This window comes from Streptacidiphilus sp. MAP12-33 (assembly GCF_041261265.1).
In the GTDB taxonomy this organism is placed as follows: domain Bacteria; phylum Actinomycetota; class Actinomycetes; order Streptomycetales; family Streptomycetaceae; genus Streptacidiphilus.
In genome coordinates this window covers 1-23,129 of the sequence record NZ_JBGCCA010000031.1, presented here as the reverse complement: position 1 = coordinate 23,129, position 23,129 = coordinate 1, and the positions used below count along the sequence as shown (strand labels likewise).

Annotated in this window: 23 protein-coding genes; 7 read left to right on the top strand and 16 right to left on the bottom strand. The window is 70.1% G+C overall.

Annotated features, from left to right (window positions below):
* Positions 1 to 84: 84 nt before the first annotated feature.
* The 13 genes from ABH931_RS27335 to ABH931_RS27275 form a co-directional block, all read right to left on the bottom strand.
* Positions 85 to 1,251 carry a tyrosine-type recombinase/integrase gene (locus tag ABH931_RS27335; protein ID WP_370118613.1) on the bottom strand — a complete coding sequence of 389 codons (1,167 nt, stop codon included), beginning with the start codon at positions 1,249 to 1,251 and terminating at the stop codon, positions 85 to 87.
* Complete coding sequence (locus ABH931_RS27330; RefSeq protein ID WP_370118610.1) at positions 1,251 to 1,472, bottom strand: excisionase family DNA-binding protein; 222 nt, start codon at positions 1,470 to 1,472, stop codon at positions 1,251 to 1,253. The genes ABH931_RS27335 and ABH931_RS27330 overlap by 1 nt, the downstream gene beginning before the upstream one ends.
* Positions 1,457 to 2,923 (bottom strand): replication initiator, encoded by a 1,467-nt coding sequence (locus ABH931_RS27325; RefSeq protein WP_370118607.1) that lies wholly within the window; start codon positions 2,921 to 2,923, stop codon positions 1,457 to 1,459. Before ABH931_RS27325 ends, ABH931_RS27330 begins: the two co-directional genes overlap by 16 nt.
* Positions 2,923 to 3,093: a hypothetical protein gene (locus ABH931_RS27320; RefSeq protein WP_370118604.1), complete on the bottom strand. Its 171-nt coding sequence runs from the start codon at positions 3,091 to 3,093 to the stop codon at positions 2,923 to 2,925. Before ABH931_RS27320 ends, ABH931_RS27325 begins: the two co-directional genes overlap by 1 nt.
* Positions 3,094 to 3,097: 4 nt before the next feature.
* The gene (locus ABH931_RS27315) at positions 3,098 to 3,292 is read right to left on the bottom strand and encodes a hypothetical protein (RefSeq protein ID WP_370118601.1); all 195 of its coding nucleotides are present in this window, start codon (positions 3,290 to 3,292) and stop codon (positions 3,098 to 3,100) included.
* A gap of 94 nt (positions 3,293 to 3,386) precedes the next feature.
* Positions 3,387 to 3,731 (bottom strand): hypothetical protein, encoded by a 345-nt coding sequence (locus tag ABH931_RS27310; RefSeq protein ID WP_370118599.1) that lies wholly within the window; start codon positions 3,729 to 3,731, stop codon positions 3,387 to 3,389.
* Positions 3,732 to 3,752: 21 nt separating this feature from the next.
* On the bottom strand, positions 3,753 to 3,944 hold the full coding sequence (locus ABH931_RS27305; protein ID WP_370118596.1) for a hypothetical protein: 192 nt from the start codon (positions 3,942 to 3,944) through the stop codon (positions 3,753 to 3,755).
* The gene (locus ABH931_RS27300; RefSeq protein ID WP_370118593.1) at positions 3,941 to 4,621 is read right to left on the bottom strand and encodes a DUF2637 domain-containing protein; all 681 of its coding nucleotides are present in this window, start codon (positions 4,619 to 4,621) and stop codon (positions 3,941 to 3,943) included. The genes ABH931_RS27305 and ABH931_RS27300 overlap by 4 nt, the downstream gene beginning before the upstream one ends.
* A gap of 76 nt (positions 4,622 to 4,697) precedes the next feature.
* Positions 4,698 to 4,829 carry a hypothetical protein gene (locus tag ABH931_RS27295; RefSeq protein WP_370118591.1) on the bottom strand — a complete coding sequence of 44 codons (132 nt, stop codon included), beginning with the start codon at positions 4,827 to 4,829 and terminating at the stop codon, positions 4,698 to 4,700.
* 41 nt (positions 4,830 to 4,870) lie between these two features.
* On the bottom strand, positions 4,871 to 5,164 hold the full coding sequence (locus tag ABH931_RS27290) for a hypothetical protein (RefSeq protein WP_370118588.1): 294 nt from the start codon (positions 5,162 to 5,164) through the stop codon (positions 4,871 to 4,873).
* Between the two features lie 85 nt (positions 5,165 to 5,249).
* The gene (locus ABH931_RS27285) at positions 5,250 to 6,635 is read right to left on the bottom strand and encodes an FtsK/SpoIIIE domain-containing protein (RefSeq protein ID WP_370118585.1); all 1,386 of its coding nucleotides are present in this window, start codon (positions 6,633 to 6,635) and stop codon (positions 5,250 to 5,252) included.
* 5 nt (positions 6,636 to 6,640) lie between these two features.
* Entirely contained in the window at positions 6,641 to 6,985 is a 345-nt protein-coding gene (locus tag ABH931_RS27280; protein WP_370118582.1) for a hypothetical protein, read from the bottom strand.
* Between the two features lie 136 nt (positions 6,986 to 7,121).
* On the bottom strand, positions 7,122 to 7,904 hold the full coding sequence (locus ABH931_RS27275; RefSeq protein ID WP_370118580.1) for a GntR family transcriptional regulator: 783 nt from the start codon (positions 7,902 to 7,904) through the stop codon (positions 7,122 to 7,124).
* 29 nt (positions 7,905 to 7,933) lie between these two features.
* On the opposite strand from ABH931_RS27275, the gene ABH931_RS27270 reads away from it, so the two are divergent.
* A complete protein-coding gene (locus ABH931_RS27270; RefSeq protein WP_370118577.1) occupies positions 7,934 to 8,380 on the top strand; it encodes an NUDIX hydrolase in 447 nt (148 codons plus the stop codon).
* Positions 8,381 to 9,253: 873 nt separating this feature from the next.
* Here the strand turns inward: ABH931_RS27270 and ABH931_RS27265 are convergent.
* Complete coding sequence (locus ABH931_RS27265) at positions 9,254 to 10,489, bottom strand: hypothetical protein (protein WP_370118575.1); 1,236 nt, start codon at positions 10,487 to 10,489, stop codon at positions 9,254 to 9,256.
* A gap of 129 nt (positions 10,490 to 10,618) precedes the next feature.
* Here ABH931_RS27265 and ABH931_RS27260 point away from each other — a divergent pair, with 129 nt between their 5' ends.
* Entirely contained in the window at positions 10,619 to 11,083 is a 465-nt protein-coding gene (locus ABH931_RS27260; RefSeq protein WP_370118572.1) for a DUF6247 family protein, read from the top strand.
* The gene (locus ABH931_RS27255; RefSeq protein ID WP_370118569.1) at positions 11,076 to 11,462 is read left to right on the top strand and encodes a hypothetical protein; all 387 of its coding nucleotides are present in this window, start codon (positions 11,076 to 11,078) and stop codon (positions 11,460 to 11,462) included. The genes ABH931_RS27260 and ABH931_RS27255 overlap by 8 nt, the downstream gene beginning before the upstream one ends.
* Positions 11,463 to 11,880: 418 nt before the next feature.
* On the opposite strand, the gene ABH931_RS27250 is transcribed toward ABH931_RS27255, so the two are convergent.
* Positions 11,881 to 13,071 carry an HNH endonuclease gene (locus ABH931_RS27250; protein WP_370118566.1) on the bottom strand — a complete coding sequence of 397 codons (1,191 nt, stop codon included), beginning with the start codon at positions 13,069 to 13,071 and terminating at the stop codon, positions 11,881 to 11,883.
* Between the two features lie 244 nt (positions 13,072 to 13,315).
* On the opposite strand from ABH931_RS27250, the gene ABH931_RS27245 reads away from it, so the two are divergent.
* Complete coding sequence (locus tag ABH931_RS27245; RefSeq protein WP_370118563.1) at positions 13,316 to 13,606, top strand: hypothetical protein; 291 nt, start codon at positions 13,316 to 13,318, stop codon at positions 13,604 to 13,606.
* Between the two features lie 318 nt (positions 13,607 to 13,924).
* Here the strand turns inward: ABH931_RS27245 and ABH931_RS27240 are convergent, their stop codons facing one another.
* Positions 13,925 to 14,506 carry a hypothetical protein gene (locus tag ABH931_RS27240; protein WP_370118560.1) on the bottom strand — a complete coding sequence of 194 codons (582 nt, stop codon included), beginning with the start codon at positions 14,504 to 14,506 and terminating at the stop codon, positions 13,925 to 13,927.
* Between the two features lie 191 nt (positions 14,507 to 14,697).
* On the opposite strand from ABH931_RS27240, the gene ABH931_RS27235 reads away from it, so the two are divergent.
* The 3 genes from ABH931_RS27235 (at position 14,698) to ABH931_RS27225 (ending at position 23,038) form a co-directional block, all read left to right on the top strand.
* Positions 14,698 to 15,528 carry a hypothetical protein gene (locus tag ABH931_RS27235; protein WP_370118557.1) on the top strand — a complete coding sequence of 277 codons (831 nt, stop codon included), beginning with the start codon at positions 14,698 to 14,700 and terminating at the stop codon, positions 15,526 to 15,528.
* An 84-nt stretch (positions 15,529 to 15,612) separates the two neighbouring features.
* Positions 15,613 to 17,769: an SPFH domain-containing protein gene (locus tag ABH931_RS27230; RefSeq protein WP_370118554.1), complete on the top strand. Its 2,157-nt coding sequence runs from the start codon at positions 15,613 to 15,615 to the stop codon at positions 17,767 to 17,769.
* A gap of 67 nt (positions 17,770 to 17,836) precedes the next feature.
* Positions 17,837 to 23,038 carry a DNA repair ATPase gene (locus ABH931_RS27225; protein ID WP_370118551.1) on the top strand — a complete coding sequence of 1,734 codons (5,202 nt, stop codon included), beginning with the start codon at positions 17,837 to 17,839 and terminating at the stop codon, positions 23,036 to 23,038.
* Positions 23,039 to 23,129 lie beyond the last annotated feature (91 nt).

Genomic DNA, 23,129 nt, shown 5'->3' with positions numbered 1-23,129 from the left:
ATCGCGAGAACGTGAGAAGGGCCAGCTCGGAGGCGGTAAGCCTCTCGGACTGGCCCTTCGTCGGTGTTCGACCGGTGGAGGCCGCTACTCGGGCCGTGCCACTGGCGTGCCAGAAGGCTCCGGAGGGTCCTCCTTGCCGAGCGCCTTGCGGACCGCTTCGCCCATCCGGTCGGCGATCACACGATCGCGGTCACTGGTCATGTGCTGGTAGATCAACGCCGCGCGCGGGGTGCTGTGACCCATGCGGATCATGAGCTCTCGGGTGCTCGCCCCGTTCTGCGACGCTAGGGTGTTCCCGGTGTGGCGGAGATCGTGGAAGTGAGCGTCCACGGTGACCTTGGCGGCCTTACAGGCATCAGCCCAGTCGTCTCCGAAGTTGCTCCGCCGCAGCCGGCCACCCCGCGGACCGACGAAGAATGGCCCGTCGTCCTTCTTGCTCGCGTGCATCGTGAGGTGGTGCTCAAGGTCCGGGACGATGTCGACGGGGAACGCGACCGGGCGGAAGCCGGCGCGACTCTTGGGTGCCTTCTCGATCAGCTTTCCGCTGCTCAGCTCAGCCTGATTGCGTCGGACCCACAAGACGCGCGCTTCCAGATCCACATCCCGCCGGCGGAGCGCGGCGAACTCCCCGAAGCGCAGCGTGGTGAAGGCCGCCAGCAGGATCAGCGCGCGCCACTGCGGTTGGATCGCCCCCGCCACCGCGTACACCTCCTGGATCGTCAGGGTCGGACGCTCGGGCACGTCGTAGCGGTCAGCCCCCTTGATCCGACACGGATTGCGCTGGATCAACTCGTCATCCACAGCGGTGTTCATGATGGCGCGAAGAAGCTGATATGCCTTGACCACGGTCGGCTCACCAACGCCCTCAGCAAGGAGCACCGTCCGCCAGGAGCGCACACGTGCGGGAGTGATCTCGGAGAGCGTCAACCCACCGAGCTGCGGCCGGATGTGCAGACGGATGACACCCTCGTACCTCTCCCGCGTCCTCTCCTCCAGCTTGCGGTCCCGGAACCAGGCGTCCGCGAAGACGGCGAAGTTGGTCTTTCCGGAGTCCGGGTCAACCCACTGATTCCGAGTGATGTCGGCCTCGATCAGTGTCAGCGCGATCTCAGCATCGGTCTTGGTCGCGTAGGTCTGCTCACCAGTCCGCAGGAGCCCCGTGAGGGGATCGGGGTAGCGGATCTGCCACCGGCCAGACGGGAGCTGCCGGACCGAGCCGAACCGGCGGCGTGCGCCTTTGCTGTTGGCCATCAGGCAGCCACCGCCCCGAACCGACGCCGACGAACCACGGGGCGCACGGTGTTGGCCTCGACGTAGGCAGCCAGGACGCTTTCCTTGATCCGGACGTGGCGGCCCACGTGGACGAACTCGATGCGGCGTTCCTCGATCAGCCGGCGGGGAAAGCGCTCCTTGCTCGTTTCCCAGGTGCCGAGTCGTTCGGCCACCTCACGCACTGTCAGCAGGCGGTCCATGCCTGTCCCTCCTCTCGGCTCGGGAGCAGCGATTGGCGCTCCTCTCTGGCGGCGGTGCGGTTGTGTTCGATCTGTTCGGCGATGGTGGCGGCGAGCAGGGATTCGCCGGGGGTGTGGCCTTGGCCGGCGTAGATCCAGTGGGCGAGGACGAGGGTTTCGCCGTCGTGTTCCATGTCGTCCAGGTCGGGCAGGCCGGCGGCGAGGAGCCGTTCGCGCAGTTCCTCGTGGGTCTGTTGGGCGCGGTAGTCGGCGCGTGCCTGGCGTAAGGCGCCGAGGGTGGTGGAGTAGCGGGGGGACTTGGACGAGAAGTGCCCGCGGAAGCCGAGCATGTGGGACCAGTGCGCGAGCAGCCGTTCCGGGTAGGCGTCGTTGAGTTCCCAGCAGGTCTCGATCAGACGCCGGGTGTGGTCGGGCAAGTCGTAGTCGGCCAGGGCGCCGAGGGAGTGGAGTCGGCGATCGACGCTGTCGGTGACCTCGGCGGCCTTCGTGGCGTACTTGGCGACGTAGGAGGCCACGGCCTGTTCGGTGATCTGGGAGCCGTCGCCGAAGGCCCGGATGGGGCGGACGTCGATTTGATCGCCCCAGCGCAGGACTCGGGCGGGGTGGGGGTCGGCGGCATCGAGCGGAACTGTGACCGACCGGGCGGCGGACCGGATCGCGCGGTGGAGCAGTGAGACCGTGGCCCAGGCGGGCGGGGTGGCTCCGGGCGGGCCGGCGCCGTCGAGGCGGATGACGGCGTGGAAGTGCACGGCGCCGCGGCGTTGGTACTCGGCGACCTTTCCGAAGGCGAGCTTGACCGTGTCGTCGAACTCGCGGCGGGTGAGGCCGGACGCCTTCGCGAGCTCGCGGCGCAGGTAGATGGTGAAGCGGCGCCACAGCTCGGAAGCCCAGTTGTTCCACAGGACCGCGTGCGCGTAGTCGTATCGCTCGGGGTCGAGCGGCGAGCCCAACATGGGGTCGGTCTTGGCGTGCTGTCGGCCGCAGCGGCAGCGTCCGGTGTCGGGGCGGTTGTGGACGGGGCCGAACGATGGGGCCGTGAGGGTGGCGAAGACCCGCGGGCAGTCTCGGACCGTGGCGGGGACGTCCTTGGTGTGGTCGCCGACAAGGCCGGCGCGGATGAGGTGGTAGGTGTCTGCGGCGTAGGTGGCCGAGCAGGTGGGGCACCGGGTGGCCCGGCGGTTGCCGCAGGCGACCTTGAGGCGTCCGCCCGGTTCGTCGGCGGTGCTGTACTCGCTGAGCGCGAGGCCGGTGGGCAGGTGGCGGATGGTCTTGGAGCCCCACAGGTTGATCGGGTTCGCGCAGCCACCAGTGCGGCGGATCTGCTCAACCAGTCGGGGCAGGTCACCGCGGGCGGACAGGCGCGCGAGGTCGTCCGTCACGTCGTCGAAGTGCCGGCCACGGGCCCCACCGGCGAGTGTGGGGTCCGTGAACGGGTTCAGCGTCAACGCCATCAGGAGCGCTCACCCTCGGGGCGGGCGTGCTGCTCGTTCCAGTCCTCCGCGCAGACCTTGTGGACGGGCTTCCCGCGGTCGGAGCGCAGGTTGGTGGGCTTGTCGCAGATCACGCAGTCGTCGGGGGTGTTGGACCAGTGCTTGGAGTCGCGCCAGTCGAGGAGGCCCATGACGTCACCGACCGGCCGGGGTGAGGGCCGGGGTCTTGGCCGTGGTGGCGGGGACGTGGCCGGTGCCGGAGCAGTGGAGGCAGACCGCAGGCAGCGTGGGCAGCGTGCCGTCCGGCTGGCGGGAGCCGATGGAGACGTGGGCGACGGGGAAGCCGTCGCAGTTGGAGCAGATGCGCACGGAGTTGGTGTTCGCGGGCATGATGGTGGGACTCCTGTCCTGTGAGTTGATCGGGGCTGGGAGGGCTCGGGGCGACCGTGATTCCTTGGCCGGGATCGGTCGCCCCGAGGTGTAGCTAGTCGCGGGTGGGGCCGTGCTCCTTGAGGCTGTTGACCAGGCCCTTGACGGCGACCGAGGCGACGGCGAGGGCGAGGAGGATGCCGATCGCGATGGCACCGGCGACGATCACGGCGACGACGGCGCCGATGCCGCCGGCGACGTACGGGGCGACCGAGGGTCGGGCCGCTCGGACGATGACCGGGGCGGGCGGGGCGTAGTACGTGGCCGGCTGCTGCTGGTAGTTGGCCGGGGCCGGAGCCGTCGGCTGCTGGACCGGTACCGGGAGCGGGGCCGGGGGCGGGGTTTGCGTGATGACGTAGGGCTGGTTCGAGCCGGGGGCGAAGGTCGGGCGGATTCCCATGGCGGATCGTTTCCTTCCAGGTCAGCGGTGCTGGTTGACGACGTCGACGCCGGTCTTGGTGGTGTCGTTGATCACCGGGGCAAACATGGTGTGAGCGAGGTAGAAGCCGAAGAGCAGGACCACGGCGACGATCCACAGCCGCAGGCGCATGACCTTGACGAGCAGCCAGACGATCAGGCCGAGGACGACGACCAGGGGGAGCTGGATGGTCATGCCGGGACTCCTTCGAGCTGGGCGAGGATCGCGGTAGCGAGCTGGGGCGGGACACCGAGCCGGGTGCGCAGCGCGTCCGGGTCGATCGGGGCACCGGTCCGGGTCTGGTGGTCGGCAGCGATCGAGCGGGCGTGGTTGAGCAGCGCGGCCGGGACGGTCATCGCTGGAGCCGGCGGGAGCGCCGGTGCCGGCTCGGGCTCGGGCAGTTCCGGGGCCGGTTCGTCGAGGTAGACCGGGGGGTCTTCGCGCTCGACGTCGAGAACGGGCGCCGGTGCCGGGACGACGGGCGGGGTCGGGGGTTCGGTGTGCGGGGCGCGATCGTGGGCGAGGAGGGTGCCGCCGAGGAACGCGGCGGCGGGCCAGCCGGCGACGAGCATCCGCAGCCAGGCCGGGGCGTGGTGCATGTCGAGGAATCCGGCGGTGGCGACGTTGGCACCGAGGGATGCAGCGAGGGCGATGGTGAACCAGGCCCAGGCCAGTCGGGCGGAGCGGTTCTGCCGCAGTCGGCGCCAGGCAGCGACCAAGAGCAGATCCACCGAGATGGGGTAGGCCCATGCCTTCCAGCCGGTCTGCCCGGCGGCCATCGCCACGTCGTGGAGGTGGGCGAAGGACAGCGCGGCGGCGATCACGGCCTGCACCAGCACCGCATCCACGCGGGGTAGGAGACGGCGGTTCATCGGAGCTTTCTCCGTTCACAGTTGGGACCGGAGGCGAGCGGGGCGTTTGGCCGGCCGCCCGACTCCGGCGATCGGACTACTCGGGGTCGGCGGTGCCGGAGCCGAAGCAGCCGAGGCAGATGCCTTCCTGCTGGCCGGCGTTGCGGCGCTTGCGGCCGACCCGGACGGTGACGGCGACCTGTCCGGTACCGGCGCAGGAGGGGCACACAGGTGGTGCTTTGGCGGCGGGCTTTCGTCGGGTCGCCACAGTCAGGCCGTTGTCTTCGCGGCGGCGCGCGGACGGCGACGGCGGTTGCGGCGCCGGGGCTTGATCGGCGCGGACTGGGCGGCGTACATCTCCAGCGCGGCGAGGTAGTCGGCCGCGGCGGCGGCGAGGTGCCGGGCGAAAGTCAGGTGGTCGGTCAGCGGGATGCTGTCGAGCGCGCTGATGGTCAGGTGCTCGGCGATGTTGCCGAGGGAGAGGATCGGGGTCCGCTCGGTGCCGTAGTCGTGCAGGTTGACCGTGGTGTCGGCGGCGGCGTAGAAGCCCAGGTGGACGGTCACGGGAGGGTCCTTTCGAAGTGGTTTCGGGCATGGCTCGGGTAGGGACTTGGCGCGCAGGGGCGCCGACCAGGGGCGTTCTCGACCGCTACGAGGCGGCGGGGGCCGGGATGTACACCGGCGCGTCCTCGGGCACAGCGTCGGCCGGCGGGACGGGGCGGAACGGGTTCAGCGCGGGCAGGTCCGGCACGAGGTGCGCGTGCGCGGCGCAGTGCCTGGCGGTCTCCGACAGGGAGCGGTACGGGGTGCGGATGCGCTGCCACTGCCCGGAGGTGTCGCCGACGATCGCGCAGCCGGGCAGGTAGGGGCTGAGCGCGGTGGCCGCGTGCATCGCCTCATCGGAGACGTCGCCGAGGCCCATGCGGGCGGATTCGGTGTCGTTAACGCGGTGGACGACGCGGTTGGTGAGTTGGGAGCGCAGCAGGGTGGCGCCGGGGCCGAGGTCGGCACCGAAGCGCTGGCCCATGACTTCCAGGTACATGCCGGCGGCGCGGGCGAGCTGGGCGAAGCGGACCAGGAGCGTGATGGTCTCGTCTCGGCGGGGGTCGTTCTTCTTCGTCGACAGCAGCAGTTCGGCGATCTCGTCCACGATCAGCACCAGCGGCACGGGGCGCAGAGGCTCGGGCAGGCCCCACACGTCGGCGGCTATCTCGCCGTCGCCGACTGTGCCGGGGATGCCGAGGTGGTCGCGGATCAGGTCGTAGCGGCGGGCCATCTCGACGTTGACCAGGACCCGCAGCAGATCAAGGGCAAGGTCGGGGTCAATCGCAAGCGCCGACAGCCGCGGGCCGAAGGGGGCTTGTTCGACGCCCTTCTTGCAGTCGATCCCGCACAGGGCGACCGGCTGAGAGGCCAGGCCGTGGACCAGGTTGCGGGCGAACATGGACTTGCCCGACTGGTTCGCCCCAAGGGTCAGGCCGTGCGGAACCGCGCGGTAGTCGCGGACGTACGGCCGGCCGTCGGAGGCCAGGGCGACCGGAACCCGAACGGGGCCGGTGTTCTTCGCGGTGATCCGGGACGGGACCACGACGTTCGCCAGCACGTCGAAGCCCATGATGCGGAGGTCGACGACGCCGGGGCGGACCTCGGTCACGTAGACCGCGTGGACCTGCCAGGCGTGCCGCAGAGCCTCAGCCGCCTTGGACACGGTCTCCGTGGTCATCCCCTTGGCGAGCCGGATGCGGACCCGGACGCCCATGGTCGAGGGCTGTACCATGCGGACCTTTGGCGGGACCGGGCGCCGCACGGCGTTGTCACCGCGCTGGGTAGCCAGGATCCGCCACAGCGGCGGCTCGGTGGCGAGCCCGCAGGCGTCCATGGTCTCCGCCCAGTCCCGGCGCATGCGGACCAGCGTGGCCGGCAGGCCGACCGCGGACCAGTACGCGCGCGGGGCGTGGCTGCGGGTGTACAGGGCACCGCCCGCGACGGTGGCTAACGGGGCGCCGGTCTCGATGAGAGCGAGGAGGTCGTTCACCGCGATCAGCCCTTCGCCGGCGCGAACGGGGTGACGGCCATGGCGCGGAACGCGATCCCGTGCCGCTTCTCGCCGTTGAACTCGTTCTCCCAGTCGCGGGCCTTGAGGCCGGTCACCGCGACCATGGTGCCGACGGCGATGCCCTCGGGCGGCAGGCCCGACTCCGGGACGCTCACGGTCAGCAGGTTCCCGTCGCCCTCGTCCGAGACCAGCAGACCCACGGTGTGCATCACGGCGCCGGTCACCGCGTCGGTGGCGAGCTCACCGGTCTTCTTGTTCTTCAGCTTGGGCGCCGGTCCGACGGCGACGAAGACGACTGCGGTCGAAAGGTCGATCTTGAAGGCAGGCATTGAGCCGACTCCTCTAGATGAGGCTTTCTCCTGCACTCATGTACAGGAGCGATGATTAGAGAGTGCCCTACTCCTGTACATAAGTAAACCCGCCCCGGAAAGAATCTCGGGACGGGATACGGAGGTTGAGGCTCCGTCAGTCGCCAGCGGCGAAGCGATAATCAAGAACGAACTGGTCAGCGGACATGAGCGTGTCGCAGACCTCGACCACCCGCCCGTCCACCGTGCGGGCATCACGGATCAGATGCAGCACCGGCGCGCCAGGGCTCAGGGCAAGCGCCGACACCTCAGCCTTGGTGGCCAGCCGTGCCCGCACAGTCTCGGTGAAGTCGGCGAGCCGGTAGCCGTGTTCTTCAAGTCGGGCATAGATTCCACCGCCGCCGGGGTTCTCCTGGAACATCTCTGGGATGTCCTTGACCACATCCCACGGCAGGTAGGACGTGGCCTCTTCGGTCGGGGTGCCATCCAAGAAGTAGCGCCGGCGACGTGCGAGCACCTTCGTGCCAGGCTCCACCCCGAGCCGCGCGGCGATGCCCTCTGGAGCCGGCGCGGCGCCGACATGGAGGACCGCCACCGAGGGGACTCCGCCCGACTGTTCGACCTCCGCGATGTAGGCAGCCTTGCCCGCCTGTCGGTGTGAACGCCGGAAGCGATCCGAGGACTTCCGCTGAACCGGCGGACGCCGGCGCACGAACGAGCCCTTCCCGTGGTGAGTTTCCACGAGCTGCTGAGTCCGCAGCTCAGCCACGGCCTTTCGCACGGTGCCCGACGCAGAGTTGTACCGGGCCATCAGCTCAGCTTCACTCGGCACCGGGTCCCCCGGAGCCAGCCCGCCTGAACGGATCTGCGCGGCCAGGTCCTCTGCGATCTGCAAGTACTTCGGTGCGCCCGAAGCCGAGGCCGCGTCTACGTTCCCCATAGTCCTTACCGTCCCCTAGTCTCCTGTACATGAGTACCACGCCGCAGCACTCCGTGTCCGTCGCCGGAGTCGTCGTCCGTGAGGATGGCCGCATCCTTGCCATTCAGCGCGCCGATAACGCCACCTGGGAGCCGCCGGGCGGGGTGCTGGAACTCACGGAGACGATCGAGGACGGCGTTCGCCGAGAGGTTTACGAGGAGACCGGCATCAAGGTCGGCGTGGAGCGTCTGACCGGCGTCTACAAGAACCTCGCGAGGGGCGTCGTCGCTCTGGTCTTCCGCTGCCACCCTGAAAGCGGGCACGAACAGCTCTCGGATGAGACAGCCGCGGTTGAGTGGCTGACCCCGGAGGAAGTCACCGCCAGCATGGGCCAGGTCTACGCCGTCCGCATCCACGATGCGCTGCGCGATGACTATGCGCCCCTGGTCCGAACTCACGACGGGCGAGTGCTCCTCGATCAGGAGCAGGCGAGCTGAGGTGCTGCCCCCTCGTTTGCTGTGGTGCGACCCTGGACCCATCCCGCGCTTCAACAAGCAGGAGCGGGTGACGGTCATTGTCCGCGACCCTGGGTTCGCCGACCCGCCGGATGCCGATGACCACGAGTGTTCGCTCTACTGGTCCATCTGTCAGACCCACGAACGTCCGTACATACACGAGCAATGCGGGGAAGGGCCCCACCTCATTGCCCACCACTGCGAAGGGCACGGGCCTGTGAACATCTGGCCGGACCAACGGATGCTGATGTTCCCCGAAGGGTTCGATCCGCCGCTAAGCGAGGCGCAGTTGGCTTGGGTCCGCTCTGCGGACGACGAGGCCTGACGAGAAGAGCAGTACGGGGCGAGCGCGCCAAGCGCGGCAGCGTGGTTGACGTGAATCGTTCGAGGTGAGATGAGGTGGAGAGGGGAGTGGTGATGACTTTCTCTACTGAATCAAGGGACCACGCCGCTTGCGCGGCGCGGCCCGCCCCCGCTCGGGCGCGCTCCTGTCTTCGCCCCGCGCCGCCCGGCGGGGCGGACCGCAAGCGGAGGCAGGGGCAAGAGTCGGACTGACTGTCTGGACGACAGGGGATCAGCCGGCACCGGGATGACCGGGCCGTGCCGAGGGTGCAGGCCGTAGGGGCTGGGGAGGGGACTGCCATCCCGACCGCCATCGACCCAGGCAGAGCCGAGCAGACTTGCCCCCTGGGGTCCAGATCGTTCGTACAGTGGCGCGCTCCATCTGGACCCCAGGGGGCAAGCCCGCTCCACGTGCGTGTGGGTCGACGGCGGACGGGATGTCAGGGGGGGAGTGGTGGGAATGCACCGACGCGCAGAAACACGGCTCCGGGACTGGTCGGCCCGGTAGAGCAATCACGCCAATTCTTCAAGCCGATCAAACCAAAGCTGTTCGAGCTCCTTCCAGCCTTCGGTGGTGCAAACCTGGTGAGCCAGCGTGGCGATCGCCTTTCTGGCGTCCTTTGTATTCACCAGTTGCCATGAGTCCCTGCTGCTCCAGCGCCACAAAGTTCCGGGGGTGGCCCGGTTCTCCAGCTGGGTATCCCAATATTTTCCGGCCGTGCCAACGAGGGAGTGAAAGTCCCGCCCGTCGAACTGGCAGCACATGATGTTGTATGTATTGATTGCTGCGGGATGGTATCCGAGTGCTGCGGCAGAATTGAGATGCTTGAGGGCCTCGCGAGAGTTTACTGGAATGAGACAGAACCCCATGTCGTTGTGAATCGAAGGGTCCTCGGGGCGCCGTTTCTCGGCAAACTCAAAGAGGGCAGCTGCCTCGCGATAACGGCCCTCGGAGAGCAGCAGGCGCGCGTGGTTCTCCATTTCGATGACGAGCCTCCCCCCGGAGTCGACTGACTCCAACGGCGACGGCTCGGTGGGCGGCAGGACGGCGCGGCGCGCTATCTCAGCTTCCAGTTCGCTGCGAGTGACCAGCCGATCCCCCATCAGCGCGGGAGGGCAGGGGGGCAGGGCGCGCCCTTGGATCCACAGGTACTCCTGTCGAAGGGAATGCTCCGACCAATCCCGCACGAATGTCTCTGAGAAGCGATCGACAACCCAGCGATACTCTTTTATGAGCTCTGCGGACGGGTCGGCAAAATTCAGAGCCTCTTCTAGCTCTGCCGGCTGCGGCGGGCGCAAGGTGATCAAGTCATCTACGGGGGCGTAGAGGATCCATGTAATCACTCGCGGCCCAAACGACTCGATGGTGACTTGGACGAACCCTGCGAAGTCATCATCACCTGGCGCTGGCGCGACCGACGCTTGAATGTCGAGAACATCGCGCCAAGCTTCCAGGTCTTCGGGGCTAAGTCCGAGGATCCTCCCCAGGTCTTTTTTGGGGATTATGTTCTTCAGGATCGCGGCACCGAGAAGTGGGGAGAAAACCTCAATGCAGAGCCCGTAGCGAATCAGGGAGTCGGCATCGATGCCGCGGCGTGTCAGCTCGCTGGCTATCGCGCGGAGGGCATCTGCCCGAGATTCCTGGGAGGTGTTGTCTGCCTCTTGGTTGCGGGCGAGGAGGTGTCTGAGGCTAGTGACGAGGCTTACTGTGCGCCATGAGGTGCCGGGGTTCTTGTCGGTCTCGCACATCAGTGCCTCGCGCGCGTCAAACGGCCTTGGCCCGCTCAAGTTGCGCCACCTCCTGACCTTGGCCGGGTCACCCGGATGCCACGTTGACAATCACGATCGTACGTAGGATCCTAGCAAACAGGAGGAGCTATGACTGACACCATCTTTCAAGCCAGCGATCTAGCTACCAAGCGAGTTGAGCTCCTGACAGCGGCGCGTAGCGGCCTCGCGAGGGTCCGCGACAAGGATGGCACTAGCCTGGTCATGTTGCCTGAGAGTCGCCTGCACCTGCTAGAGACCCTGGCGGATTGGTCGCAAGCAGCCGTGCGCCTGGAGGCAATCATCAGCCGCGGAGCAGGCAGAGATGTCAGTGCTCTCGGTGACCTGGCATGGCTTCGAGTCTTCGACGATGAGGATCTTCGGGAGTTCCTTGCGGAGCTCCAGGCGGCCCTCACGGCAGCTCATGCAGACGGTCACGTCAGCGTCCTAGAGGACTGTCTGCAGGCTTGGCGGACCACCGCCCGACAGCTGGAAGACCCTCTGCGGCGCAGTATCCTGCTCGGCCAACACGACCCCGCAGACTTCGTGACCGCGCCTCGGCCCGAAGATGAGTAGCAGCGCCTACGACCCGCATGAGCCGGCCAGGCGTCCTGGTGGAAAGCCAGACGAGCAGCCTAAATATCGCGTCTTGGTTCACAGGCGGTTCAAGCGCTTGTATGAGCAGTTGGCGGATCGGGTTGGGTTGCAGCAGGCTCAACAGTTCTGGGATCACGTGTCCCACGATCCTGGCAATCCGGCACCTGTTGCATCGACCTGCATCCTGCGAGGAAAGGCCGGCAAGCCGCAGGGGCCGGGGTGGTCGCGGACAACTCACTACGAGGTAAGTGGTGCGGCCCGCATCGATTACCAGTTCAATGATGAGTACCGCGTTGAGGCCGACGGGGACGCACACCGGGTAGTGGCGATTCTGACGATCAACTACAGCAGCCACTAGCGTGCGTTGCGTTTGCTCGACGAGTACGCCGAAGGATGGGGAATGGCATGGCTGAGCAGCCAGTCAGCTTGCTGGCTTACTCGCTTGCGGCCGGGGACTTGACCCTGGGCGACTACATCGCGGCTGTAGAGGATGAGTCTCGATTGCTGCCATCGGAGTCGCTCGCTGAAGCACGTGAGTGACTTCAGATCACGGACTGCGCTGTATGACGGCAGTCGTCGCGTACAGCAGTGAGGGACAGCAACTCACGTTGCTGCTGCATGGCCTGGGGAGTCTGCCGCCCCACAGGCGCGGTTGTCCACGAATGACTCGTCCGGCAAGAGCTGCGGATCAAAGGTTGCAGTTTGAACCTTGCCGAGCGAACCAACGCAGAAGCCCCGCGCCGAATGGAGCGGGGCTTCTGGCGTAACCAGTCTGCCTACTCGTCGGCTGGTACTTCCGCTTCTCGGCCGGTGCAGCGCAGCCACTCGTTGTAGCGCCACCGAAGGGCCTCTGGGTGCGGCTGGCGGTCCAGGGCAAGCTTTGGGTGCACGATGCCCATGGCTCCCAGGCTTGGTCCTCCAGGGCGCGCCTCTGCGGTCAGGGTGTCAGGGTTGATGGCGAAGAGGTGGGCGTCAAAGGCCCTGTGAAGTGCCGCGTTCATTGGCAGGCCGTTGCGGGCGTCGGAGGTACCGCCGTCAGCGTCGCCTCGGAGGTGGGCTGCCTCGATCATCTGGGGAATCGCGATCCCCGAGAGGGGGCAGTGTGGACCGTACCGCTGGAACACTTCGAGCTTGAATCGGGCCTGGTCCGGTCGTGTGACCACAGTCCCGTTCCGTCGGCGGCGTCTGTTGCCTTCGAGCTGGAACGGCTGCTCCTCTGAGCGGTCGTGGTCCAGGACTTGTACGGGCGGGGTCTCGCCGAAGTTGACCAGGAACAGGCTGCTCTCGTCCTCCCAGCCCTCTACCCATGCAAGGTGTACGCCTCGGAGGTCGCCATGCTCGGTGATCACAAACAGGGGAAGCCGCAGCGTGGCGGCCGCCTTCGTGGCGTTGACTTCACCGAGGTCACGGCCTGGCTGCCGTGTGACCGGGTAGTGGTACAGCGCTCCGTTCTCGTTCAGGTCGTCGGGGTAGTGTTGGCCGGTGTGCTTGAGTCCGATCGTCACGCCGTCGGGATGGATCTTCTGGGTACGGGCTTTGTCTGTCCAGATGCCACGGTAGTTGCCGTATGCACCTACTGAGCGAATGGCGTCCGCGGTGACCAGCCCGGAGCTGTCCCGCCGTCCGAGCAGATTCCGCCACACAGCCAGGCGCCACTCCCGCTCTGCGTCTACGGTCTCCGTGTGGCTGTTGAGGACCGTGAACCCCATGGCGCGCAGTACGGGGTTTGTGGCCGCCTCGCCACCATCGAACTGGTCGTTTGACAACGGACCGCTGGTCCGATGCTGGTAGCCGTAAGCGACGCCGGCGATCGCCTTGGCGTCGTACAGCAGGTCAGCGTGACTGAGGTAGTACTGCGTCGAGGGGCCGAACTTGTGCTTGTCGCGGAAACGCTGCCCACCCAAGTCGTTGTACTCAGCGAGTGCCCTTTCCACCGCAGTGGCACTCGTCAGGTCTCTGATCCTCATGGCCCACCCCTAGATCTCAACTGGCACGCGAGCCTACTAACTTCAACGATCGGAGATCAGCTCCCTCGTCGAGCGTGATGCAGGACCCAGTGCCGCCGGCGTTCAAGATCCGGACCAGTCACGGACCAGAAGCCCCGATACGTAGGGCGCAAGACGACTCCTCGCAGGTCAGGGTGGATGACCCGCCGGATCGCGGAGCGGTCTGTAAAGCCGCTCCCTATAGTGAGCGCCAAGAGGAGGTGTCGTGTCTGACGAACGCCCACTGAGCGAGCTCGCGCAGGGTGCTCAAGTCGAAGCAACGATCACAGGCCACTGGCCTTGGGGTGTCACCGCGAAGATCCACGGGTTCGAGCCCGTGGGCGCATCCATGGACGTCATCCGACGTGGCAGCGAGCCTGAGGTGCGCCGACTCGCGCAAGAACTCCCGCCGGTGGGGAGCGTCATTTCAGTGATCGTCGGCGAGATACGGACGTGGCACCACGAACCATGGATCTGGATTGACCTCACCTGTCCCCAGGTGCTGGACCACTCGTAGCTTGTTCTCCCGGGCGTGCCACTACCGTGCCAGAACGAGCGGTGTCCGATGGGTTCGAGCGGTGACTGACGGGGAGTTGAGCGGCCACGCCATCAGGTCCACGTATCCGCTGCTCAGGGCGTGAGTCTCACTCGCAGTCTTGTAAAGCGGGGGTCGTCGGTTCGAACCCGACAGGGGGCTCTGCGGCTCACCAGCCGGAACGCAACGCAAAGGCCCCGGACCGTCGTAGGTCCGGGGCCTCTTGCGGTTGTAGGTGACGGCAACTGTTCGTCAGGGGCCGGTCGGTGGCCTGGCAGGGCTTGGGATGCGAGGGTGTCGCTACTGGACCAGGCGGCCCGCGACCGAGATCAGGCCGCTCAGCAGGGCGGCCGCGACGGACGCGCAGCAGAGGAGGCCGGCGTACTTGGCCAGGCGGCGCTCCGGGGCGTCGGGGCGGAGGACGCCGAGGTGGTCGAGCGAGGCCGGGCGGCGGATCAGGAGGACCGCGCAGAGGCAGCCCAGGGCCGCGGTCGCGAGCCCGAGGAAGAGGACGGCGATCCAGCCGGCCGCCGGAACGACGCCGACCTGGACGAGGGAGCCGTCTGCGGCGCGCTGGACCGGGACGGTGCCGCCGGTGGCGAGGGGCACGTCGATGGTGGCGGAGGGGTCCTGGACGGTTCCGTCGTCGGAGGTGAAGGTGCCCGTGCAGCGGGTGTGCGCCTGTTTGCCGGATCCCACCGTGGAACAGGAGTGCACGGCGAGGGTGCCCGGGGCGCCGGTCAGCCGGAGTGAGCCGGCGAGGTTCGGGCCTACGCCGAGGAACACCGCGACGGCACCCGCCAGCATGCCGATCGGGACGAGCCAGACGAACGCGGAGGGTGGGTGCGCTCGTGAAGCGGAGGGGCGCGGTCGGGTGGGCATCGCGCAAGGTTAGCCATCCGGCCGTGGTCCCGTGGACGGCACCGCTGCTGTGAGCTGAACCCGGATGCTAAGAGGGCGCTAAGACTGCCGGGATCACGCACTGCGGTGGTGCCGTTCGCGCTGCCACCCTGACGCGTGCGGGTCCGCGACGGGTGGCCGCTTCGGGGGACGTTCAGAGGCAGGCGAGCACGGTGCGGGGCTTTTTGGGGGCGGTCACGGCCTATCCGACCGTGGTGTTCACCTTCGCGCTGGTCGTGGTGGTGGCGTACTGGGTGCTGGTGCTCGTCGGGGGAGCGCACCTGCACGGAGCCCGGGGTGGGCATGCGGGCTCCGCCGGTCACGGGGGACACGGGGGACACGGCGGCGGCCATGCCTGGGGGCATGGCGGCCAGGCCGGTCATGGCGGGGGGCATGGCGGACACGGCGGGGCGCATGGTGGGGGCCACGGGGGACAGGCCGGTCACACCGGCCAGGCCGGCCACCACGCCCCGCCCGGCCAGGCCGGGGCCGCCCACGGTGGCGGGCACAGTGGCGGCGGGCAGAGCGGCGGGGGCCACCACTGGCACGCCGCCGCGCGGCGGGCGGCGGGGCTGGGTGGGGTACCGGTCACGGTGGCGGTCTCGCTCGTGGTCGCCTTCGGCTGGTTCACCGCGCTCGCCTGCACTGAATGGCTCGGCGGCGGCCGGTGGTTCCTGCTGCCGCTCGCGCTCGCCGGTGGGTGGGTGGGGGCCCGCCTGCTGGCCGTGCCGCTGGCACGGATGATGCCGGAGCCCTCTCCGCCGCCCTCGCGGCGGGACTTCGTGGGGCTCGGCTGCGTGATCAGGACCGGTCGGGTGGGGCCCGACTTCGGTCAGGCCGAGGTCCGCTCCGCCGACGGCTCATCCGCCGTGGTGCAGGTCCGGCAGAGCCTCGACGACGCGGCGGGCGAGGGCGGAACGCTCCGCGCCGGAGCCGCCGCACTCATCTACGACTACGACGCCGACGGCGAGTTCTTCTGGGTCATGCCGGCGCCGATCGCCTAGTCACAGCCAGCGCACGTCCAGCGCACGCACAACGCACATCCATCTCATTCGCAGCACCAGTGAAGTCCATCCAAGGGAACAGCCATGTCTGTCGTCACCATCGGTATCGGCGTACTCGTCGCCGTCCTGCTGCTCATCGGTCTGGGCACGCTGCTGCTCTTCGGACGGCTGTTCCGCAAGGTCGTCCAGGGTGAGGCCCTGATCGTCTCCCGTCCCAAGAGCGTCGACGTGAGCTTCACCGGCGCCCTGGTGCTGCCGATGCTGCACCGCGCCGAGGTCATGGACATCTCGGTGAAGACCATCGAGATCACCCGCAAGGGCCGCGAGGGGATGATCTGCAAGGACAACATCCGGGCCGACATCCAGATCACCTTCTTCGTCCGCGTCAACAAGACCGAAGAGGACGTCATCAAGGTCGCCCAGGCCATCGGCACCGAGCGGGCGAGCCACCAGGAGACCATGCAGAACCTGTTCAGCGCCAAGTTCGCCGAGGCGCTGCGCACCGTCGGCAAGCAACTGGAGTTCGCGGACCTCTACACCCACCGCGAGGAGTTCCGCGACCGGATCATCGCCGCCATCGGCACCGACCTCAACGGCTACCACCTCGAGGACGCGGCGATCGACCACCTCGAGCAGACCCCGATGGCCGAGCTCGACCCGACCAACATCCTGGACGCACAGGGCATCCGGAAGATCACCGAGCTGACCGCACTGGAGCACATCCGCACCAACGACTTCCAGCGCAACGAGCAGATGGAGATCACCCGTCAGGACGTCGACGCCCGCGAGGCCGTGCTGGAGCTGGAGCGCCGCCGCGCCGAGGCGGAGATCCGGCAGCGCAAGGGCATCGAGACGCTGAAGGCGCAGGAGGAGGCCGCCACCGCGCAGGTCCAGGAGGAGGAGCGGCTCAAGGCGCACAGCGCGCTGCTGCGCACCGAGGAGCTGCTCGGCGTGCAGCGCGAGAACCAGCAGCGCGAGATCGCCGTCGCCGAGAAGAACCGCGAGCGCGTCCTGGCCGTCGAGTCCGAGCGGATCGAGAAGGACCGGCTGCTGGAGGTCGTCAACCGGGACCGCGAGGTGCAGCTGGCCAAGGCCGGGATGGAGAAGGAGGTCGAGGTCGAGCGCCGCGGCGTGGCCGAGGTGCTGCGTGAGCGGATCGCGGTGGAGCGGACCGTCGCGGAGCAGGAGGAGGAGATCAAGCGGGTCCGCGTCGTCCAGGAGGCCGAGCGCACCCGGCAGTCCGTCATCATCGCCGCCGAGGCGGAGGCCCAGGAGCAGCTGGTCAAGGACATCAAGGCGGCCGAGGCCGCGGAGCAGGCCGCGCACCTGAGGGCCAAGGAGCGGCTGGTGCTGGCCGAGGCCGCGCAGAAGAGCGCCGAGCTGGAGGCCGCTGCCAACGTGCGCCGCGCCGAGGGCGAGCGGGCGCTGGCCGGTGCCGCCGGTCTGGCCGAGGCCGAGGTGGCGGAGCGCCAGGCGCTGGCCGACGCGGCCGGTGTTCGGGCGCGGCTGGAGGGCGAGGCGGCCGGTCTCATGGAGAAGGCCGTCGCGATGGAGAAGGTCGGTCGGGCCGAGGCCGCCGTGGCGGAGAGCAAGGCCAACGCGGAGGCGGCCGCCGTCCGCGCCCGGCTGGAGGCCGAGGCGGCCGGTATGAAGGAGAAGGCCGTCGCGATCGAGAAGGTCGGCCTGGCCGAGGCCGCCGTGGCGGAGAGCAAGGGCAACGCCGAGGCCGCGGCGATCCGAGAGAAGCTGCTCGGCGAGGCGGCCGGTCTGGAGAAGAAGGCCGCGGCGATGGCCGCCCTCGACGAGGTCTCCCGGGCGCACGAGGAGTTCCGCCTGCGGCTCGCCGCCGACAAGGACGTGCGGCTCGCGGCGCTGGAGGTCCAGGCCAAGGTCGCCGAGGCGCAGGCCTCGGTGCTGGCCGCCGGCCTGGAGAGCGCGGACATCGACATCGTCGGTGGCGACAGCGTCTTCCTGGACCGGCTGGTGGGCGCGGTGTCCTTCGGCAAGTCCATCGACGGCGCGGTGCAGGGCTCGGAGACCGTCAAGGCGCTGGGCGCGGAGTGGCTGAACGGCGACCGGAGCTTCGGTGACGACGCCACCGAGGTGCTGCGCTCCCTCGCGGCCGGCGGGCCCTGGAACCTGGCCCTGCTGATGAAGCTGCTGAACGGCACGGGTGCCGACGGATCCCTGCCGGTGGACCCGGCCCGGTTGCTGAACGGTGGTGGCACGGCCGGTAAGTGACGAGAAACCGGTCAGAGCGCAGGACAGGCACAGGCAGCAGAACAAGCAAGGGACACGGGAAGCAGCGATGGGCGTCGAGGACGGCACCTACCAGATCCTTCGGGCGCGGCTCGGAGAGCGCGCGGTCGAGCTGGGGCGGCGGGCGGCGGAGGTCAACGAGGCGCGGCAGAAGGAGTTCGGCTCCCGCGCGCTGGAGCTCGCGGCCTCGGCGCGGCCGCGCACGGCCGGCGAGGGCACCGTCTGCGGTGTCGTCGCCGTCCGTCCGGACGTGCTGCTGCTGGGCACGACGGCGCCGGACCTCGACGCGGGCCTGCTCTCGCTGCACGCGCTCGACGGCTCGGCGCTCGACCCGGCAGCCGTTCCGGGCCTGCTGGACGACGAGCGGTTCCACCGCGAACTCGCGGAGCTGCTGCGCTACTACCGCGGCGCCCGCCTCGCCGACCTGGTCCGCACGCCGTCGGGCAAGCTGCTGGCGGTCTTCCGTACCGGCGAGAACGACGGTGACCTGCGGGTACTGAGCTGGCAGCTGACGGACGGGCGGGTCGAGTACCTCGGCAACCACGGGGAGCGCGACCTGCCGCAGTCGCCAGTCTACGTGCTGCCGTGGACCGTCGTCGGGCGCGAGCACCACCAGCACGGGCGGATCCGGATCGAGGCCGGCGGCAGCGACGGCGGCGAAGGCCGCGCGGTCTCCGTCGCCACCACCGGCGGCAGCCTCACCGTCCACGCCGTCCCGGGCGACCGCGTGCTCTTCGAGGAGCCCGTCGACGAGCCGCTGCAGAGCCTCGCCGACGCCACCGTCGCCTACGCCGCGACCGGCCCGCTGCTGCTCCTGCGCATCCGCCCCTACAACGAGCCCGCCGACCGCTACCTGGTCGTCAACACCCGTACCGGCTCGGTGCGGAGGCAGGACTCGCTCGGATTCGGCGCGCGGCTGCTGCCGGCCGAGCAGGGCCTGATCTTCCCCGGCGGCTACGAGCTGGCCGACGGCACCCACCGTGCCTTCCGCATCGAGGGCGCGGAGGGCACGGAGGGCGGGGAGGGCGCGGACGCGGCGGGAGGGGATGCGCTGCGCTTCGACGCCGTGCTGCCCGCGCCCAACGGCGAGGACCTGCTCTACGTCCTGCGCCGGCCCGGCCGCGCCCAGGTGCTGCTGCTGCCGTGGAACACCGTCCGGCGCGAGGCCGGAGCGGCGCTGCACGGCGCCGCGTACGCGCTGCTGCCCGACGGCACGCTGGTGCTGGTCAAGCCGGACCGCGAGCCGGTGCGCACCCACGAGCTCCAGCGCTGGGAGACGCCGTTCCAGTCGGCCGACCACGCCGCCGCCCAGCCGGTCGGCGACGGCCCGCTGGCCCGCATCGGCAACGCCGATCTGGTGCGCGGCATCGCCGACTGCCTCGACGTGGTGCGCACCGCCAACGCCGCCGCCCAGGACAACCAGGCGGCCTCCCTGGCACCGCAGTTGATCCTCGACGCCTGTGCCAAGGCGGCGGGCCGCCACTACTGGCTCGCCGACCTCGGTCTGCTGCGGCCGCTCGCCGAGCTGCGTGAGTCCGCCGAGCAGGTCGTCGCCGAGCAGGCTCGCGTCCGCGGGCTCGCGGCCCGAGCCGCGCGGGCGCTGGAGGAGGCACGGGAGGAGGCCGCCTCCCTCTTCCGCCGCTCGCACGGCGAGCCGCCCACCGACGCCGACGCCTGGACGCGGCTGCTCGCCGAGCTGCGCCAGGCCCAGGGCCGCACCCGGCTGCTGCGCGAGCTGCCGCAGCTCGACGTGGCCGCGCTGTGCCGTGTCGAGGAGGAGCTGGCCGCCGAGCTGACGGCGGCGACGGAGCGCGCCTTCGCCTTCTTCGCGGGTCCGGACGCCTTCGCGGCCCCGCTCGCGGCGGCCCGGCACGCGGCCGAGGAGGCGGAGGCCGTCGCGAGCGCGGCGGAGGCCGCCCATCTCGCCGACCGGCTCACCGAGCAGGCGGACGCGCTGGCCACGGTCACCGATCTGGTCACCGGCGCCGTCGCCGCGGATCCGGCCGCCGGGACGGCCGTCCTGCTCGCCATCGGCGAGGTGCTCGCGGCGGTCAACCGCGCCCGCGCGGTGCTGGCCAACCGCCGCCGCGCACTGCTCGACACCGAGCACCGCGCCGCGCACGCCGCGGAGTCCGCGCTGCTCGCACAGGCGACCACAGCCGCACTCGCCGCCGCCGACAGCCCCGCCGCCTGCGATGACCAACTCGCACGGCTGATGCTGCGCGTGGACGGGCTGGAAGCCCGCTTTGCCGAGGCCGAGGACCTCGCCGCGGATCTCGCCCTGCGGCGCGAGGAGATCCAGCAGACCTTCGCCGCGCGGCGGCAGACACTGCTGGACGAGGCCGCCGCGCGCGCCGACCGCGTCGCCGCGTCCGCGCGGCGCGCGCTCGACGCCCTGCGGCGTCGGCTCGCGGGCCTCGGCTCCGCCGCCGACATCCACGCCGCCGAGGCCGCCGATCCGATGGCGGTGCGGGTCCGCGCGGCGGCGGGGGAGCTGCGGGGGCTGGACGACCAGGTCCGCGCCCAGGAGTTGGAGGACGGCCTCACCGGCGCGGTCCGCACCGCCCTGCGCGAACTGCGCGACCGCGCCGACCTCTCCGAGGACGGCGGCGCGAGCGTCCGCCTGGGCCGCCACCGCTTCGCCGTGCGGCGCGAGCCGGTCGAACTCACCCTCCAGCCGGACGGCGACGGCCTCGCCTTCCTCGTCACCGGCACCGGCTACCGCCGCGCGGCGCACGTGCCCGAGCTGCTGGGCGGCCGGGAGTTCTGGACGCAGCCGCTGGTCAGCGAGTCGCCCGCGCTCTACCGCTCGGAGTACCTGGCGGCGGCACTGCTGGCCGAGGTGGCCGCGGCAGGCGCGGGCGCGAGCGCGCCGGGAACGGGCGGGTCGCTCACGGCGGGTGGCGCCGCCGCGCTGAACGGCTCTGCGCTGAACGGCTCCGCGCCCCACGTCGTGGGCGCTGCGGGGGAGCTGCCGGTGGCGGGTGGGGCGCTGGTGCCGACGGGTGCCGCGCTGCTGTCGGGCGGTGCCGCGGGCCTGGCGGTGGCCGTCGGCTCGTCGCAAGACATCGGTCCCGACGTCACCGCCGTGCCGCTGCTCGACCGGGTCCGGAGTGCCGCCGAGCGCGCGTACGACGAGGGGTACGAGCGCGGCGTGCACGACCACGATGCCGCGCTCATCCTCGACGCGCTGCTGCGGTTGTCCGCCGGGGCGGGGCTGCTGGCGTTCCCGGCGCAGTCCCGTGCCGCGGCGCAGCTGTTCTGGGCACACGGCGCGACGGACACGCAGCGGTCCGCGTGGCAGCGGCGGGCGCGCTCGCTCGCCCTGGCCGGTGCCCACTTCGGGGTGGCCGGGACGGCCTCGGCACGCGCCGAGCTGGCGGCGGAACTCGGCGACGCGGTCGCGGGGTTCGCCGACGAGCTCGGCCTTCCGGGCGCGGTGGCCCGCTCGGGCGACTACCTGCTCGCCGAGCTCGCCGGCCCCCGCGAGGGCTTCGCCACCGGCCTGGCCGCCCGCGCCCTGCTCGACGGCTTCCACCACACCGACGCCGCCTCGGCCCTCACCGCGGACCTCCGCGCTCTCGGCACCGACATCCCGGCCCGCCACCAACTCGCCGCCGCCTGGCTCACCGCCTACGCGGCCTCCCGCGCGGAGCTTGCGGGAGACGCGTGGGGTGCGGGTGGCGCCCAGGCCGCGAGCAGCGCCACCGGCGCGGCGGGAGCCTACGGCTCCGTGCCCGGCGACCCGGCGGCTTCCGGCACGGTCGACGGGGGCGACAGGGGCGACGCCCGTGGTTCGGCAGGTGGTGCCCTCGGCGCACCCGGCGCCTCCGGCGCCTCCGGCGCACCCGGCGCGGCCGGCGCCGGCGCCGGCGCCCCGCGTCTCGACGGCCTCGACGAGGCCGTCGCGCAGCTCGTCGCGCCGGGACTGCCGCGTTACGACGTCACCGCCGCCGTCGAGGAGACCGTGACCGGTCTGCTCGGAGCGCACCCCCGGATCAAGGACGGGCGGCTGACCGTGCGGATCGACGAACTGCCCGACCGCGCCCGGACGTTCCGGGAGGAGCGGGCGCCCGCCTTCCGTGCCTTCCAGCGGCAGCGCGCGGAGGTGCTGGGGGCCGAGCGGGCGCGGCTGCGGTTGGACGACTACCGGCCGCAGCCGCTCGCCGGCTTCGTGCGCAACCAGCTCATCGACCAGGTGTACCTGCCGCTGGTCGGCGACAACCTGGCCAAGCAGCTCGGCACGCTCGACGCGACGGCCACCACCGACCGCAGCGGGCTGCTGCTGCTCCTCTCGCCGCCCGGATACGGCAAGACCACGCTGCTGGAGTACGTCGCCGACCGGCTCGGCCTGCTCATGGTCCGGGTCGACGGACCGGCGCTCGGCCACGGCACGGTCTCCCTCGACCCGGACCGCGCGCCCGACGCCGCCGCCCGCCGCGAGGTCGAGAAGATCGTGTTCGCTCTGGAGGCGGGTAGCAACGTGCTGCTGCACGTGGACGACATCCAGCACGTCTCCGCCGAGCTGTTGCAGAAGTTCATCCCGCTGTGCGACACCCAGCGCCGCGTCGAGGCGGTCAGTGACGGTGTGGCGCGCAGCTTCGACCTGCGCGGGCGCCGCTTCGCCGTCTGCCTGGCGGGCAACCCCTACACCGCCAACGGGCAGCGTTTCGAGATCCCCGACATGCTGGCGAACCGCGCGGACGTGTGGAACCTCGGCGAGGTGCTGACCGGACACCAGGGCCTGTTCGCACTCTCCTTCCTGGAGAACGCCCTTGCCGCCAACCCGGTGCTCGCGCCGCTCGCGGGTGGCGATCCGGCCGACCTGCGGTTGCTGGTGGCGCTCGCCGACGGCGACCCGGCCGCCCAGGCCGACCAGCTCTCCCGGCCGGTGCCGGACCTGGACCGCGCCGTCGCCACGCTCACCCGGCTGCGTGCGGTCCAGCGCACCGTGCTCACGGTCAACACCGCCTACATCGCCTCGGCCGCACAGGAGGAGCGGACCCGTACCGAGCCACCATTCCTGCTCCAGGGTTCCTACCGGACCATGGCGCAGCTGGCGGCCAGGATCGACCCGGTCCAGAGCGACGCCGAGGTCGAGGCGCTGCTGGACGACCACTACCTGGCCGAGGCCCGCACGCTCGGCAGCGCCGCCGAGGCCAACCTGCTCAAACTGGCCCAGTTGCGCGGCCGCGCCACCGCCCAGGAGTCCGCCCGCTGGCGGACCCTCTGCGCGGGCTACGCCGGCTGAACGGCCTGAACGGCCTGAACGGCCTGAACGGCCTGAACGGCCTGAACGGCCTGAACGGCCTGAACGGCCTGAACGGCCTGAACGGCCTGAA

What these genes read in the sequence shown, in the direction of transcription:
- ABH931_RS27335 (WP_370118613.1), bottom strand. Translation starts at nt 1,251, where the DNA reads ATGGCCAACAGCAAAGGCGCACGCCGCCGGTTCGGCTCGGTCCGGCAG.
- ABH931_RS27330 (WP_370118610.1), bottom strand. Translation starts at nt 1,472, where the DNA reads ATGGACCGCCTGCTGACAGTGCGTGAGGTGGCCGAACGACTCGGCACC.
- ABH931_RS27325 (WP_370118607.1), bottom strand. Translation starts at nt 2,923, where the DNA reads ATGGCGTTGACGCTGAACCCGTTCACGGACCCCACACTCGCCGGTGGG.
- ABH931_RS27320 (WP_370118604.1), bottom strand. Translation starts at nt 3,093, where the DNA reads ATGGGCCTCCTCGACTGGCGCGACTCCAAGCACTGGTCCAACACCCCC.
- ABH931_RS27315 (WP_370118601.1), bottom strand. Translation starts at nt 3,292, where the DNA reads ATGCCCGCGAACACCAACTCCGTGCGCATCTGCTCCAACTGCGACGGC.
- ABH931_RS27310 (WP_370118599.1), bottom strand. Translation starts at nt 3,731, where the DNA reads ATGGGAATCCGCCCGACCTTCGCCCCCGGCTCGAACCAGCCCTACGTC.
- ABH931_RS27305 (WP_370118596.1), bottom strand. Translation starts at nt 3,944, where the DNA reads ATGACCATCCAGCTCCCCCTGGTCGTCGTCCTCGGCCTGATCGTCTGG.
- ABH931_RS27300 (WP_370118593.1), bottom strand. Translation starts at nt 4,621, where the DNA reads ATGAACCGCCGTCTCCTACCCCGCGTGGATGCGGTGCTGGTGCAGGCC.
- ABH931_RS27280 (WP_370118582.1), bottom strand. Translation starts at nt 6,985, where the DNA reads ATGCCTGCCTTCAAGATCGACCTTTCGACCGCAGTCGTCTTCGTCGCC.
- ABH931_RS27275 (WP_370118580.1), bottom strand. Translation starts at nt 7,904, where the DNA reads ATGGGGAACGTAGACGCGGCCTCGGCTTCGGGCGCACCGAAGTACTTG.
- ABH931_RS27270 (WP_370118577.1), top strand. Translation starts at nt 7,934, where the DNA reads ATGAGTACCACGCCGCAGCACTCCGTGTCCGTCGCCGGAGTCGTCGTC.
- ABH931_RS27265 (WP_370118575.1), bottom strand. Translation starts at nt 10,489, where the DNA reads ATGTGCGAGACCGACAAGAACCCCGGCACCTCATGGCGCACAGTAAGC.
- ABH931_RS27260 (WP_370118572.1), top strand. Translation starts at nt 10,619, where the DNA reads ATGACTGACACCATCTTTCAAGCCAGCGATCTAGCTACCAAGCGAGTT.
- ABH931_RS27255 (WP_370118569.1), top strand. Translation starts at nt 11,076, where the DNA reads ATGAGTAGCAGCGCCTACGACCCGCATGAGCCGGCCAGGCGTCCTGGT.
- ABH931_RS27250 (WP_370118566.1), bottom strand. Translation starts at nt 13,071, where the DNA reads ATGAGGATCAGAGACCTGACGAGTGCCACTGCGGTGGAAAGGGCACTC.
- ABH931_RS27240 (WP_370118560.1), bottom strand. Translation starts at nt 14,506, where the DNA reads ATGCCCACCCGACCGCGCCCCTCCGCTTCACGAGCGCACCCACCCTCC.
- ABH931_RS27230 (WP_370118554.1), top strand. Translation starts at nt 15,613, where the DNA reads ATGTCTGTCGTCACCATCGGTATCGGCGTACTCGTCGCCGTCCTGCTG.
- ABH931_RS27225 (WP_370118551.1), top strand. Translation starts at nt 17,837, where the DNA reads ATGGGCGTCGAGGACGGCACCTACCAGATCCTTCGGGCGCGGCTCGGA.